Here is a 12,852-nt window from a genome sequence, read left to right as displayed (position 1 = left end):
CTCTGCCAGCGCCCCGGAATGACGGGCTGTAGAGACGCTCAGTCAAAACACGCTAACCTCGCCGCCGATGACGGATTCGCCCATCCTCGACCTGCTGCCGCAGCTGGCCTCCGGCGCCTCGCACACCCATGCGCTGGGCTTCGCCTTCGAAGGCGTGGACGGCGACCGCGCGCGCATCCGCGTGCCGTGGCGCCCCGATCTGGTCGGCGATCCCGACACCGGCGTCATCGCCGGCGGCCTGGTCACCACCCTGCTGGATCACGTCGGCGGCCTGGCCGTCTGGCTGAAGATGGGGACCTACCAGCCCATCGCCACCTTGGACCTGCGCGTCGATTACATGCGCGCCGCCCGTGTGAAGACCGACCTGCTGGCCGAGGCGCGCTGCTTCAAGCTGACGTCCTCCATCGCCTTCGTCCGCGCCTGGGCCTTCGAGGACGATCCCCAGGATCCGGTGGCGGCCGCGCAGGCGGCCTATGTCCTGACCGCGGCCCGTCCGAGAAAGGACGCGGCATGACCGAAAACGTCCTGGATCGCCTGCCCTATGCCCGCTTCCTGGGTCTGCAGACCCTGATCGCCGGCGATGAACTGACCGTGGTGATGCCCTACGCCGACCGGCTGATCGGCAACCCGATGATCCCGGCCCTGCACGGCGGCTCGACGGCGGCCCTGCTGGAGATGACGGCCATCGCCCAGGTCGCCCTGTGGCAGCCCCAGGTCCGCCTGCCGCGGCCGATCAACGTCACGGTCGCCTATCTGCGCTCCGGCCGCGCGCGCGACGTCTACGCCCGGGCCCGCATCAACCGCGCCGGCCGCCGCGTCGCCCACGTCCTGGCCGAGGCCTGGCAGGAAGAACGCGACCAGCCCATCGCTTCGCTGACCGCCCACTTCCTGCTGGACGGCGACTGACCAACCCCGAGAAGATCGACATGACGTTGCAGGCCATCGCCGAAACCCTCGCCGCACAGCTGGACGCGGCGGAACAGGCGCTCGACCGCGCCATCATCGAGACGGCCGCGCTCAACGCCCTGGCGCCCCAGGCCCGGATGGACGCCGGCGTGCCGGCGGCTCTGGGCCAATCCGTCTTCGAAGAAGCGGCCGCGGCCCTGGCCGCCGCCACCGAGGCCCGCACCCGCCTCGCCCGCGCGCATTCGGCGATCACAGCGGTGGCCCACGATTTGGGCATCGGCGCGCTCGCGATAGGTCCTGTCGACAAGCCTGACGACGATCCACCGCACGGTCGGGAAGCTCAGGCGAAGCGCTCAACCACATTCGCGTTGTAGGAGAGGTAGCGCTCGCAAATCCGCTGTTCGAGTCCGCGCTCTCGTGTTAACGCTTTCTTCACCATTTGTTGGAGAGGGCTTTCCATGGAACGGACTGAAATCGTCGCCGGCGTCGCCAGCGATCTCTACGCCACCGAAGTCGCGGTCGACGCGGCCATCACCCAGGCCGCCACCCTTATCCAGTCCATGATCAGCGGCCGCACCGCCCTGAACGTGTCGGCCGTCGCCGGCACCGGTTCGCAGGCCAAGGCCATGGAAGCGCTGGCCGCTCTGGGCGTCGCGCGCGAGGCCATCGTCGCCTGCCACAACGAAATGCAGAAGGACCATCGCAAGATGGGCTGGGGCACCTACGCCATCGGTCCCGTCAACAAGCCGGACGATGGCGTCACCACGGAAGAGTCCAAAGTCGCCCGTCTGCGCATCGCCTGAAGTCGCAGACCGTGAATTCTCGGTAACGTGCGCTAGCGCACGTTCCTGATTGGTCAGACTCGTTGCATGTTCGCCCTCGGATCGTTGAGATCCGGGGGCGATTTCATGTTCGACACCCTCCCAGCGCAGATCGGCGCCGTCTTCGTCGTGTTGATCGGCGTGTTCGCCTTCGTGAAAGGCGATGAGCCCGAGCGCGTCGGCGCGGGCACGGTTCTGCTCGGCTGGTTTGCGTCCCTGCTGGTCCAGCGGGATGGCCAGCTGTACGGCGTCCAATGGGGGATGTTCGCCATTGATACGATCTGCCTGATCGTTTTCGGCGCCCTGGTCTGGAAATCCCGGCGCAACTGGCCTGTCTGGGCCTGCGGTCTTCAGGCCCTGTCTGTGATGACGCACATCATGCTGATGCTCGACATCCGTCCGCCGATGCAGTCGTTCTTCACCGTCATCAATCTGGCCGGCTACGGCATCCTCGTCGCCATCGCGGTCGGCACCTTCTACGCCTGGCAAGAACGCAAGGCGGCGGGCCTGGAATAGGCGAGCCTGGAGAATTTATTCCTAGCCTGATACCTTCGTCGCGAATCAACGCGGCTTTTTCTCCTTGCCCCTCACCCACCCCCGCCTGTGGAAAGCACTCGACGCCGCCGCGCGTCGAGAGGGACTGTCCGCGTCAGGCCTGGCCAAGCGCGCGGGCCTGGACGCCACGGCGTTCAATCCGTCCAAGCGGTTCGGCCCCGGCGATCCTCCGCGCCCACGCTGGCCCTCGACCGAGAGCCTGACGCGCGTTCTGGAAGTCACCGGCCTGTCGTTGGCCGAGTTCGCCGAACTGGCCGAGGACGCGCCGCGGCCAAAGCGCAGCGTCCCCATGCTGGGTCTGGCGCAGGCAGGGCTGGACGGCTTCTTCGACGCCTCGGGTTTTCCAACCGGCGACGGGTGGGACGCCGTCGACCTGCCGGCCCCGACGCCCGGCCTGTTCGGCCTGACGATCCAGGGCGACTCCATGGCGCCGCTCTATCGCGAGGGCGACCGCGTGCTGGTCGACCGCGAGGGGCCCGAGCCGCGCCGGGGCGATCGCGTCGTCGTCTGCACCACCGGCGGCGAGACGGTGGCCAAGGAGCTGCTGTCCCTGACCGCCCGCGCCGCCACCCTCGGCTCGATCAACCCCGCCTACCCGCCGCGCACCCTGCCCCGCCGCGACATCGACTGGTTGGCGCGGATCCAGTGGGTCAGCCAGTAAGATTGGCCGCTGCCTCTCCCAGAGGGAGAGGGCTTGAGCGCCTGAGAGTGTAGCGATCAGTCCTTGCGCGAAAGGGTGAGGGGTCAGACCTCACCGGACAAGGCGCAACCCCTCACCCTTTCGGCTTGGCGCATCGCTTCGCTCTGCGAGCCTCAAGCCCTCTCCCTCTAGGAGAGGGTAGCCGCATAAGGAAAGCCCCGCCCAGTTAACCGGACGGGGCCTTCTTGGCTCAAGCGGTGACCCGCGAACCCTGCCGGGGCGAACCCCGGCGCCACTGATCAGTTCGCAGCAACATAGTTGGCGTTGACCCAACCGCCGCCGGCGATCTGGACCCACTCGCCCTGCGAGCTCACGGCGCTGAAGGGCTGGCCGGCCGACAGGCGCGACACGGTGCGATAGCCGGTGCCCGGGCCCGAACGGACGTTCAGATTGGCCGTGGCGCGGTAGGCGCCGCCCGAAGAGACCGAGGCCGCACGGGCGCGCTGCTGGTTGCAGCCGATGTACGATCCGGCGGCGGCGCCGGCGCCCGCGCCGACGATGGTGCCGGCCGTACGCTCGTTGCGCGCCAGGTTCGACCCGACGACGCCGCCCAGAACCGCGCCGATCAGGGCGCCGGCACGCTGGCGCCCGCCCGGGGCGTCACAGTTGGTCACGCCGTTGGCTTGAGCATTGGCCGCCATCGGCGCGGCGGTGACCAGGGTCGCCAGAGCGGCGGCGACCGCAAAGGCGGAATTGATGGACTTCGACATGGCTCATCTCCTGTTATCGAGTTGGTCGATGGGGCGAAGAATGCGCGGACCTGCCTGAAGGCTCCCGGAGCCGCGACGTTATATTCCGTTCATCTTGCGCAAGGGCCGGCCGCGCCCCTGCGGACGCGGCCTTTCAGCCTCAGGCGCGGCGGGCGAAGCCGGCGCTGATCCAGCCCTGACCCGCGATGTGCAGCCAGCCGGGCTGAACGCGATCCACCGTGATGGTGCGGCCCGCATACAGCTGGCCGAGGCGCCGGAAGCCCGTGCCGGGTCCGCTGCGCAGATTCACCGTGGCGACCACGCGGTAACGGTTCGACCGGTTGGCCTCGTGGCGGTCGTTGCGTTGCGGGCCGTGCGACTGTTGCTGGCGGTCCGGCTGGCGCTGGCTGTCGCGGCGCGACTGTTCCTGGCCGGGGCGGTTCGGCTGACCGTGATCCTGACCCTGGGCCAGGGCCGCCATGGGCGCCCCGGCGACGATCAGGCCCAGCGCCGCCATCTTCAGGGTCTGGCGGATATTCGACTTCGACATGGTTTTCTCCTTTGCTGCCGACCCGGCGATCAATACCGGGGCGCGTCTGAAGCAAAACCAATGCCGCGTGTCTGCTTTCGTTCACCAACAAGATAATATAAGGCGAAAAGACCTTCAGTATTACCGCACGTTACTGCAGTATTTCAGTCACGAAATATTAGCCGCCGGCGCCAGCTGTCCGTTCGCCCCCGCCTCGATCAGTTCGATCGTCTGCGGCAGACCGTAGATCGCGGCGAACGAGCCGAAGCGCGGCCCCTGCGACGCGCCCAGCAGCACCTCGTACAGCGCCCCGAACCACGCCCGCAGCGGCTCGAACGCATGCTCCTTGCCCACCGCATAGACCTCGCCCTGGATCAACTCGCCGTCCACCGTGTCCGCCGGCAGCGCCTTCAGCCGCCCTGCCAGGTCCAGCAGAGCCGCCCGCTCCTGCTCGCTGGGCAGGCGGTACGACTTGGACGGCTTCACGAAGTCCTCGTAGTAGTTCAGCGCATGGCCCATCAGCCGATCCAGCGTCGGCTCGCTGTCGGCCTTCGCGCCCGGCAGATACCGCGCAAAGTACGCCCACAGCTGATCCTTCGACGAGGCGTTCGCCACGCCCACCAGGTTTAGTAGCAGGCTGAACGACACGGGGCTGGCCACCTCGGGCGGACTTCCCGCGTGGATCGACCACACAGCGTTGTCGATCCGCTTGGCCGGCTCCTGCGTCCGGTACTGGTCGATGAAGCTCAGATAATCGTCGATGGCGCGCGGGATGACGTTGAAGTGCAGGCTCTTGGCCGACTTGGGCGAGCCGAACATGTACCAGCTCAGGCTCTCGGGCGTGCCGTACCGCAGCCACTCGTCCATCGTCAGGCCGTTGCCCTTGGACTTGGAGATCTTCTTGCCCTCGATGTCGAGGAACAGTTCGTAGTTGAAGCCCTCCGGCGCCACGCCGCCCAGCGCCCGACAGATCTTGCCGCTCTCGCGCACGCTCTCGATCAGGTCCTTGCCCGACATCTCGTAATCAACGTCCAGCGCGGTCCAGCGCATGGCCCAGTCCGGCTTCCACTGCAGCTTTACATGGCCGCCCGTGACCGGAACCTCGGTGCGTCCGCCCGCCGGATCATCGAAGACGATCGTGCCCGTCTCCACGTTCCGCTCCAGCGTCGGCACCTGCAGCACATGGCCGGTGATCGGGCTGATCGGCAGGAAGGGCGAGTAGGTCGCCCGCCGCTCCTCGCCCAGCGTCGGCAACATGATCGCCATGACAGCGTCGTATCGCTCCAGCAGCGTCAGCAGCGTCGCGTCGAACCGCCCGGACCGATACGTGGCCGTCGAGCTCATGAACTCGTAGTCGAAGCCGAAGCTGTCCAGAAACGCCTGCAGCCGCGCATTGTTGTGCGCCCCGAAGCTTTCGTGCGTCCCGAACGGATCGCGCACCTTCGTCAGCGGCAGATGCAGGTCTTCCCGCAGCATTTCCGGGTTCGGCACCCCCTCCGGCACCTTTCGCAAGCCGTCCATGTCGTCGCTGAATGCGATCAGCCGCGTCGCCCAGTGGTCGCCGGTCAGCGCGCGGAACGCCTGACGCACCATGGTCGTGCGCGCCACCTCGCCGAACGTGCCCATATGCGGCAGGCCGGACGGTCCATAGCCGGTCTCCAGCACCACCGGCCGCGACAACGCCTCGAACGCCGCCAGCGCCTCGTCCGCCTTGCCCGCGTCGATCAGAAGCCTTGCCGCATCCCGCTCACCGTCCGAAAGCCGCTTCTTCAGCACATGCGTGAGCAGAATGCGGGCCTGTTCAAACGGCCAGGAACGCGCGTCGCGGGCGAGTGTCTCGAGGTCTTGCAGCATGGCGGGGGCTTTGCCGCCTGCAGGCGCTGCGGTCAACGCGCCGCGCGCGTCGCTCTCATCCAAGCAAAGCGGCCAACGAGGATCGAGAGCGCCAATGCAGCTCCCAATACAGGCGCGACGACCACTGCCGCCTCAAGATGAGGCAATGGGTTCGAACAGTCCGACACACAGCGAATGTCCCCAGGAGGAGCGGCTGGCACGTCCTCGACGAAGAAATCGGAAGAGGTGCGGGCCGATGACGACATGGCGTCAGACTGAAGCCATCAGCGCTCCACCGTCAATGGTGGCTCCTACCGCCCCCGCCGCGTCCCCATCGCCACCACCGCCGCGCCGGCCGAGGTGATCAGGGCGTCCTCGATCAGACCGCTCTTGGTCTGGCCGATCCGGCGCATCGCCGCCTTGCGGCCCTTCAGCGTCAGATAGGCCAGCGGCACGGCGGTCAGGATCGCCAGCGCCGCACCCGTCCGGCCGCGCCCCTTCGGCGCCAGGGCCGCGCCGGCGATCCCCGCGCTCATCACCCGCGCCAGCAAGCCCAGCGCCACCGTCCGGTCCGGCGCCGTCTTCATCTTGTCGCCCAGCAGCTCGCCCGGCCCCATGGCCAGCGCGCCCGCCTTGATGACCGGATGATCCAGCAGCCACGGCCGAGACGGCGTCTCCCGCCCCGCCATCCGGGCCGCCGCAATGGCGAACATCGGCGTCATCGACCGCGCGCTGGCGACTGCGCCGATCAGGATGGAGGGCAGGAAACGGGTCAGGTCGGAACGATGCAGAGTCATGCATACCGAACACCGCGCCTCAGGCTTGGTTCAGCGACTTGCACGAGCCGCCCGCGCTCCCACCTGCGGTTCATGCCTCTCATCACCCTCGGCTTCGGCGGCGGCTGTCACTGGTGCACAGAGGCCGTGTTCCAGGCCTTTCGCTCGGTCGAGACCGTCGAGCAGGGCTTCATCCGCTCCGCCCCGCCGGACGACACCTGGTCCGAGGCCGCGCGGGTGACCTTCGATCCCGCCGTCCTGCCGCTGGAGGTGCTGATCGAGGCCCACCTGCTGACCCACTCCGCCACGTCCGACCACACGATGCGCGGCAAGTACCGGAGCGCCGTCTATGTTTCCGACCCCGCCGACACGCCCGCCGTCCAGGCCGCCCTCGACGCCCAGCGCCCCGCTTTCGACCCGCCGCTGGTCACCCGCGTCCTGCCGCTGATCGCCTTCAAGCCGTCCGACGCGCGCTTCCAGAACTACTACGCCACCGACGCCGACCGCCCCTTCTGCCGGACCTACATCGCGCCAAAGCTAGCGAAACTGCGCGAACGGTTCGGGCGCGAGACCTGAGATCCTCCCCCGCTCTTGGGCGGGGGAGGGGGACCACGAAGTGGTGGAGGGGGCGAGAACATCCATGCCACCTCGGACCAAGGCAGCACCCGCTTCCGCCCCCTCCACCGCAAGCGGTCCCCCTCCCCCGTTTCGCTTCGCTGCACGGTGGAGGATCAAGACCTTGACCCCCACGCCGCGCCATGCGCCTACCCCCGCCCCATGAAGACGGCCGATTTCGACTTCCATCTGCCCGAGGACCGCATCGCGCTGCGCCCTGCCGAGCCACGCGATTCCGCGCGCCTGCTGGTCGTCCGGGGCGGCGCCCTGGGCGACCACGTGATCCGCGATCTGCCGGACTTCCTCCAGCCAGGCGACGCCCTGGTCTTCAACGACACCCGCGTCATCCCCGCCCGCCTGTCGGGCGTGCGCGAGCGCCCCAACCCTGTGACCGGGGGCGCCGAGGGTGAGACCCTGTCGGTCGCCGTCGAGGCCACCCTGCATCACCGCGACGCGCCCGACGTCTGGAGCGCCTTCATGAAGCCGGGCAAGCGGCTGAAAGCTGGGGATCGTGTCCGCTTCCTTCTCCCCTCGGGGAAGAAGGTGGGCGGCGGAGCCGCTCGGATGAGGGGGACGCCGGCCGCCGACACAACCGCCGACCAGCCTGACGCCGACCACCCCCTCATCCGTCATGCTGCGCATGACACCGTCTCCCCCGATGGGAGAAGGCTTTCGGCCACCATCCTATCCAAGGCCGACGACGGCCTGATCACCCTGCGCTTCGACCTCGGCGGCCCCGCCCTGGACGCGGCCATCCGCGACGTCGGCGTCATGCCCCTGCCGCCCTACATCGCCGCCAAGCGCCCCGAGGACGACCGCGACCGCTCGGACTATCAGACCGTCTTCGCCCAGCATGACGGATCGGTCGCCGCCCCCACCGCCGGCCTGCACTTCACCCCCGCCTTGCTGGAGGCGCTGGCCGCGCGCGGCGTTTCGACCCACGCCGTCACCCTGCACGTCGGCGCCGGCACCTTCCTGCCGGTCAAGGCCGACGACACGGCGGATCACAAGATGCACTCCGAATGGGGCGAGGTCTCCGCCGAGACCGCCGACGCGCTCAACGCCGTCCACGCGCGCGGCGGCCGCATCGTCTGCATCGGCACCACCTCCCTGCGCCTGCTGGAAAGCGCCACCGCCGAGGACGGCGTCGTCCGCCCCTTCCACGGCGACACCGCCATCTTCATCACGCCCGGATACCGCTTCCGCGCCGTGGACGTGCTGATGACCAACTTCCACCTGCCGAAATCGACCTTGTTCATGCTGGTCAGCGCCTTCGCCGGGCTGGAGACGATGCGCACCGCCTACGCCCACGCGATCGAGGCAGGATACCGCTTCTATTCCTACGGCGACGGCAGCCTGCTGTTTCGTCACGAGCCGGACAGTCGCGCCAGCCTTCCTATCGACGCGCTGTAAGTCGTTGAATATTCACCTTTTCGTTGATGTCTGCAGCGATCTTCCTGACGGTCCCTGAAACCGTGCCATAATCACCGATGCCGCTGTCCGCGCGACGGCGTCGCCTCGCACCGTCCACACCCGCCGCCGGCACGCACTGGACGGTTCGGATGGACGGATCGAACGGATCGGACGCTTTGGACGGATCGGACGGATCGGACGGATCGGACCCTTCGCACTGCATTTATCGAGTTCGCCTTGCCCCTGCCCTTCGACATCACCGCCACGGAAGGCCGCGCCCGCACCGGGGTGCTCAAGACCGCGCGGGGCGACATACGTACGCCCGCCTTCATGCCGGTCGGCACCGCCGCGACGGTCAAGGCGCTGACGGTGGATCAGGTGGCGGCGACCGGCGCCGACATCATCCTGGGCAACACCTACCACCTGATGCTGCGCCCCGGCCCGGAACGGATGCAGCGCCTCGGCGGCCTTCACAGGTTCATGGGATGGGACAAACCCATCCTGACCGACTCCGGCGGCTTCCAGGTCATGAGCCTGTCGGGCATCTCCAAGCTGACCGAGGAGGCCGTCACCTTCTCCAGCCATGTCGACGGCTCCAAGCACGTCCTGACGCCCGAACGGTCGATCCAGATCCAGGCCGACGCCATCGGCTCGGACATCGTCATGCAGCTGGACGAATGCGTCGCCTGGCCCGCCGAGGAGCCGCGCGCCCGCAAGAGCATGGAGCTGTCCGCGCGCTGGGCCAAACGGTCCAAGGACGCGTTCGGCACGCGGGATGCGCAGGCCCTGTTCGGCATCCAGCAGGGCTCCACCTTTGAAAACCTGCGCCGCGAATCCGCCGACCGCCTGATCGAGATCGGCTTCGACGGCTACGCCATCGGCGGCCTGGCCGTGGGCGAGGGTCACCAGGCGATGTGCGAGGTTCTGGACTACGCTCCCTCCATGCTGCCCGCAGACCGGCCGCGCTATCTGATGGGGGTTGGCAAGCCGATCGATCTGGTCGAGGCGGTGTATCGCGGCGTCGACATGTTCGACTGCGTCCTGCCCACCCGCGCCGGCCGCCACGGCCAGGCCTGGACCTGGGACGGGCCGATCAATTTGAAGAACGCCCGCTTCGCCGAGGACCAGGATCCGCTGGACGCCGACATCGCCTGCCCGGCGTCGTCCCTCTATTCAAAGGCCTACCTGCACCACCTGGTTCGCACCGACGAAATCCTCGGCAAGGTGCTGATCTCCTGGCACAACATCGCCTTCTATCAGGCCCTGACCGCCGCCATGCGCGACGCCATCAGCGCCGACACGTTTGAAGCCTTCCGCCGCGAATTCCACGCCCGCCACACGTCCAACTGACATGCGCATCGAGAAATCAGGCTTCCACGCCTACAACACCTACCTCGAGGAACCGCCCCGCCCGGACGGCAACGAGACGGCCCTCCACCGGCACGTCATCATCATCGGCGGCGACAAATATTCCTTCTTCGCCCACTGGTCCGGCAAGTTCGCGCACAAGGGCGAGCGCATCTCGTTCGACTGGGATTGGGACCGCACCGGCGAGTTCCGCAACATCGACAAGCCGTCGTTTCAGGCCTTCGCCAAGGACGGCGTGGTCCATGTCCGCGGCGACCGTAGCGACCGGCGCCGCTAGCGTTGCGAGCGCCCCCTCGGCCTGAACCAGGCGGGCGACGCCGGCGGCGCACAGTTGGCGTTGATGCCCAGCCCCTTCAGATAGGCCCGGCGCACCCGGCCCGCCTGGATGGCCCGCTGCACATGGCGGCTGTGCTGCTCCGCCCCGGTCAGCCGCCGCACCCAGCTGCGCCCCGGGATGAAGTCGGTCGTGGCGTCCCGCACCGCCGCCAGCGCGGCCTGGGCCGCCGCATCCGCCGCCCGTTCGCTCAGATAGCTGCCGTCGCCGTGCGGCGCCGCATCCGTATCCGGCCCCAGCGCCTGGTCCAGCCGCGCCACCTCGGCCCCGATGGTCGAGCACTGGTTCAGATTGCGCCGGTCATAGGGATTGCCCTCGGCCTGCAGCAGCACGATCGGGATCACCTCCCGCCGCAGATTCAGGTCGTCCAGCGGCGCGGTCGCCGCGGCCCCCAGCCCCCGACCGAATTGCCCCGCGCCGTCTGCAGCCGACCGCCCGGCGTTGCACGCGGCGAGCAGGCAAAGGGGCGCGAGAAAGATGAGAAGACGCATGGGCACCTATCCAGCACGCCCGCGTGTCCCGGTGAAGGCCCATTGACCGCCCCGCAGCCGGGTGGTCTGTCAGCCATCATTCCTTGGGAGGGGAAGTCCTTGATGCGCAAACTGTTCGCCGGCCTCACCGCCGCCGCCATGACCGTCAGCGTCGCCGGCGCCGCCCTGGCTCAGGTCCACGCTCCCGCCCCCGGCTCGCCCGAGCGCCGCGCCCTGATGGACGCCGTCCGCCCGATCGTTCAGGCCAGGGTCGGCGGCAGGCTCCAGTTCAAGGTCAATCACATCGCGGTCAGCGGCGACCACGCCTTCGTCATGCTGGAGCCCCAGCGGCCCAACGGCGCGCCGATCACCTACAATGGCGAGGACGCCGAGTTCATGGACGGCCTGCACACCGAGGCCCTGCTGGTCCGCCAGAACGGCCGCTGGGCCGTCGAGGACCACGCCATCGGCTCCACCGACGCCTGGTATCTGATCCTGTGTGACCGGTATTCCAGCCTCGTCCCGACCTGCTAGGCGCCGCTCGATCAGCGCCAGCAGGCGGCCCTCGAACTCCGGCGTGTGAACGCGCGGCGCAAGGCGCGCGACGGTCCTCGCCATCGATCCTGGAATAGGGCCGCTCTTCAGGGCCGTCATTGCATTCAGGGCCAGCAGGCTGCACTCGAAGGGTGTCCTCAGCTCCTTGAACCAGACCGGGTTGGTCGTCCCGCTGGCCACCGCCGCCTGGAAGGTCTGATACACCTGCATGAAGGCCGCCGTAGCCGACCGCCGCCCCTGCACCGATCGCAGCAGGCCCAACAGGATCAGGCTCTTGCAGGCGTTATAAGCAATGGTCAGCCGGTGCTCGGACGACCCGTCGTTCGCCGCCGCCACGCCCGCCAGCGCGCGGTCAAGCAGCGCATCGTCCCCCATATGCACCGCATAGTGCCAGTCGGCCGTGAACACCGACTGGCGCGCATGACTACGATCGTCGCGCATCGACGGCGAGGGCGCCAGCAGGTCCAGCCACCGCGCCACGTCCGGCGCGAACCGCCGCGTCTCGCTCTCCGCCAGTCCCAGTTCGATCGCCTTGTAGGTGCCTATGACATAGGCGTTCACAACGTAGGGGATCAGAGCCTGCGCGATTGGTTCTCGGGCATAGAAGCTCAGAACGTCCAGGGCCGACCAGTAGACGGTCTCGGCGTCCACGTGCCGTTCGGGCCGAAACGAGAGGTGACGTCGAAAGGCGTTCACATCCTGCGGCACCCGCGTCGCCAGCGAATAGCCGTCTGCGAACGGTGCCGTGACATAGGCCCCGTCCAGCAGCACCTTCACCGCCGCGCCCCGAACGCCGCGTCCTGCTGGAATCTCGTACTCGAAGTCCAGGCGACGCCACGGCGTCCCCTTGGCCTCGGCGCGGACGGCGGTCTCAGCGTCCTTCAGCGCTCGGCGGCTCGACACCACGCCCGGCTTGATCGTCGCCTTGCCTTTGACCGTCAGGATGACGCGAAGAATGGCGCTGTCCTCGACAGCGCGCCCGTCGTGCAGAAGTCGGACGAAAAGCCGGCGGCCTCGCTGAAGGCCGATCGCCCTCATCCGCCCCGAGTCCCGTTCTTCCGTCATGCAAATCCCCAGGGCCGGCCGCCAGTCAGGGTTGCAGCGATGCGGCGATCAAGCGCGGCGTTGCAAGGCCGCGTGGTACGTCCTCTCGGGCTCGAACCGAGGACCCTCTGATTAAAAGTCAGATGCTCTAACCAACTGAGCTAAGGACGCATCACGCGCGGGGCGGGGTTTGTCATCCCGGGGGAGCCGAGGTCAAGTGCGGTTTGGCATGATACGGACGAAG

The 12,852-nt window shown here is 68.1% G+C and carries 16 protein-coding genes and 1 tRNA gene; 10 read left to right on the top strand and 7 right to left on the bottom strand.

Translation table 11 applies throughout. The features are described from left to right. Positions 1–67: 67 nt before the first annotated feature. From ASG17_RS06735 to ASG17_RS06710, 6 genes are all read left to right on the top strand, one after another. Positions 68–514, top strand: coding sequence for a PaaI family thioesterase (locus ASG17_RS06735; RefSeq protein WP_056100902.1), 447 nt, complete (start codon positions 68–70; stop codon positions 512–514). Further along, positions 511–906 carry a PaaI family thioesterase gene (locus tag ASG17_RS06730; RefSeq protein WP_056100900.1) on the top strand — a complete coding sequence of 132 codons (396 nt, stop codon included), beginning with the start codon at positions 511–513 and terminating at the stop codon, positions 904–906. Before ASG17_RS06735 ends, ASG17_RS06730 begins: the two co-directional genes overlap by 4 nt. Positions 907–926: 20 nt before the next feature. Next, positions 927–1,280 carry a hypothetical protein gene (locus tag ASG17_RS06725; RefSeq protein WP_056100897.1) on the top strand — a complete coding sequence of 118 codons (354 nt, stop codon included), beginning with the start codon at positions 927–929 and terminating at the stop codon, positions 1,278–1,280. Between the two features lie 84 nt (positions 1,281–1,364). Then, complete coding sequence (locus tag ASG17_RS06720) at positions 1,365–1,709, top strand: hypothetical protein (protein ID WP_056100895.1); 345 nt, start codon at positions 1,365–1,367, stop codon at positions 1,707–1,709. 105 nt (positions 1,710–1,814) lie between these two features. Then, entirely contained in the window at positions 1,815–2,243 is a 429-nt protein-coding gene (locus tag ASG17_RS06715; RefSeq protein WP_056100892.1) for a hypothetical protein, read from the top strand. 64 nt (positions 2,244–2,307) lie between these two features. Further along, the gene (locus ASG17_RS06710; RefSeq protein WP_056100889.1) at positions 2,308–2,943 is read left to right on the top strand and encodes a helix-turn-helix transcriptional regulator; all 636 of its coding nucleotides are present in this window, start codon (positions 2,308–2,310) and stop codon (positions 2,941–2,943) included. Between the two features lie 278 nt (positions 2,944–3,221). Here ASG17_RS06710 and ASG17_RS06705 read toward each other — a convergent pair whose 3' ends face one another. From ASG17_RS06705 to ASG17_RS06690, 4 genes are all read right to left on the bottom strand, one after another. Further along, positions 3,222–3,692, bottom strand: a complete 471-nt coding sequence (locus tag ASG17_RS06705; RefSeq protein WP_056100887.1) for an SH3 domain-containing protein — start codon at positions 3,690–3,692, stop codon at positions 3,222–3,224. A gap of 139 nt (positions 3,693–3,831) precedes the next feature. Next, positions 3,832–4,221 carry an SH3 domain-containing protein gene (locus ASG17_RS06700; protein WP_056100885.1) on the bottom strand — a complete coding sequence of 130 codons (390 nt, stop codon included), beginning with the start codon at positions 4,219–4,221 and terminating at the stop codon, positions 3,832–3,834. 147 nt (positions 4,222–4,368) lie between these two features. After that, on the bottom strand, positions 4,369–6,054 hold the full coding sequence (locus tag ASG17_RS06695) for a lysine--tRNA ligase (protein ID WP_056100883.1): 1,686 nt from the start codon (positions 6,052–6,054) through the stop codon (positions 4,369–4,371). A gap of 290 nt (positions 6,055–6,344) precedes the next feature. Beyond that, on the bottom strand, positions 6,345–6,830 hold the full coding sequence (locus ASG17_RS06690) for a hypothetical protein (RefSeq protein WP_056100880.1): 486 nt from the start codon (positions 6,828–6,830) through the stop codon (positions 6,345–6,347). A 72-nt stretch (positions 6,831–6,902) separates the two neighbouring features. Between ASG17_RS06690 and ASG17_RS06685 the strand changes: the two genes are divergently transcribed. From ASG17_RS06685 to ASG17_RS06670, 4 genes are all read left to right on the top strand, one after another. Beyond that, the gene (locus ASG17_RS06685; protein ID WP_056100877.1) at positions 6,903–7,385 is read left to right on the top strand and encodes a peptide-methionine (S)-S-oxide reductase; all 483 of its coding nucleotides are present in this window, start codon (positions 6,903–6,905) and stop codon (positions 7,383–7,385) included. A gap of 201 nt (positions 7,386–7,586) precedes the next feature. Beyond that, positions 7,587–8,837, top strand: coding sequence for a tRNA preQ1(34) S-adenosylmethionine ribosyltransferase-isomerase QueA (gene queA / locus ASG17_RS06680; RefSeq protein ID WP_056100874.1), 1,251 nt, complete (start codon positions 7,587–7,589; stop codon positions 8,835–8,837). A gap of 237 nt (positions 8,838–9,074) precedes the next feature. Beyond that, the gene (gene tgt / locus ASG17_RS06675; protein ID WP_056100871.1) at positions 9,075–10,187 is read left to right on the top strand and encodes a tRNA guanosine(34) transglycosylase Tgt; all 1,113 of its coding nucleotides are present in this window, start codon (positions 9,075–9,077) and stop codon (positions 10,185–10,187) included. A gap of 1 nt (position 10,188) precedes the next feature. After that, on the top strand, positions 10,189–10,482 hold the full coding sequence (locus ASG17_RS06670; protein ID WP_056100868.1) for a hypothetical protein: 294 nt from the start codon (positions 10,189–10,191) through the stop codon (positions 10,480–10,482). Here ASG17_RS06670 and ASG17_RS06665 read toward each other — a convergent pair. The 3 genes from ASG17_RS06665 to ASG17_RS06655 form a co-directional block, all read right to left on the bottom strand. Further along, positions 10,479–11,030 carry a hypothetical protein gene (locus tag ASG17_RS06665; protein WP_056100866.1) on the bottom strand — a complete coding sequence of 184 codons (552 nt, stop codon included), beginning with the start codon at positions 11,028–11,030 and terminating at the stop codon, positions 10,479–10,481. The genes ASG17_RS06670 and ASG17_RS06665 overlap by 4 nt on opposite strands. 69 nt (positions 11,031–11,099) lie before the next feature. After that, positions 11,100–12,629, bottom strand: coding sequence for a hypothetical protein (locus ASG17_RS06660; RefSeq protein WP_162238775.1), 1,530 nt, complete (start codon positions 12,627–12,629; stop codon positions 11,100–11,102). A gap of 73 nt (positions 12,630–12,702) precedes the next feature. Then, positions 12,703–12,779, bottom strand: a tRNA-Lys gene (locus ASG17_RS06655). Positions 12,780–12,852: the final 73 nt, after the last annotated feature.

Source organism: Brevundimonas sp. Leaf363 (assembly GCF_001424025.1).
Taxonomy (GTDB): domain Bacteria; phylum Pseudomonadota; class Alphaproteobacteria; order Caulobacterales; family Caulobacteraceae; genus Brevundimonas.
Note: the sequence above shows the minus strand (reverse complement) of the source record. Positions and strands in the feature narration are given on the sequence as shown.

Coding starts and splice junctions, on each gene's coding strand:
- ASG17_RS06700 (WP_056100885.1), bottom strand. CDS start 4,221: ATGTCGAAGTCGAATATCCGCCAGACCCTGAAGATGGCGGCGCTGGGC.
- ASG17_RS06720 (WP_056100895.1), top strand. CDS start 1,365: ATGGAACGGACTGAAATCGTCGCCGGCGTCGCCAGCGATCTCTACGCC.
- ASG17_RS06690 (WP_056100880.1), bottom strand. CDS start 6,830: ATGACTCTGCATCGTTCCGACCTGACCCGTTTCCTGCCCTCCATCCTG.
- ASG17_RS06660 (WP_162238775.1), bottom strand. CDS start 12,629: ATGACGGAAGAACGGGACTCGGGGCGGATGAGGGCGATCGGCCTTCAG.
- ASG17_RS06685 (WP_056100877.1), top strand. CDS start 6,903: ATGCCTCTCATCACCCTCGGCTTCGGCGGCGGCTGTCACTGGTGCACA.
- queA (WP_056100874.1), top strand. CDS start 7,587: ATGAAGACGGCCGATTTCGACTTCCATCTGCCCGAGGACCGCATCGCG.
- ASG17_RS06730 (WP_056100900.1), top strand. CDS start 511: ATGACCGAAAACGTCCTGGATCGCCTGCCCTATGCCCGCTTCCTGGGT.
- ASG17_RS06705 (WP_056100887.1), bottom strand. CDS start 3,692: ATGTCGAAGTCCATCAATTCCGCCTTTGCGGTCGCCGCCGCTCTGGCG.
- ASG17_RS06725 (WP_056100897.1), top strand. CDS start 927: ATGACGTTGCAGGCCATCGCCGAAACCCTCGCCGCACAGCTGGACGCG.
- ASG17_RS06695 (WP_056100883.1), bottom strand. CDS start 6,054: ATGCTGCAAGACCTCGAGACACTCGCCCGCGACGCGCGTTCCTGGCCG.
- ASG17_RS06670 (WP_056100868.1), top strand. CDS start 10,189: ATGCGCATCGAGAAATCAGGCTTCCACGCCTACAACACCTACCTCGAG.
- ASG17_RS06715 (WP_056100892.1), top strand. CDS start 1,815: ATGTTCGACACCCTCCCAGCGCAGATCGGCGCCGTCTTCGTCGTGTTG.
- ASG17_RS06735 (WP_056100902.1), top strand. CDS start 68: ATGACGGATTCGCCCATCCTCGACCTGCTGCCGCAGCTGGCCTCCGGC.
- ASG17_RS06665 (WP_056100866.1), bottom strand. CDS start 11,030: ATGCGTCTTCTCATCTTTCTCGCGCCCCTTTGCCTGCTCGCCGCGTGC.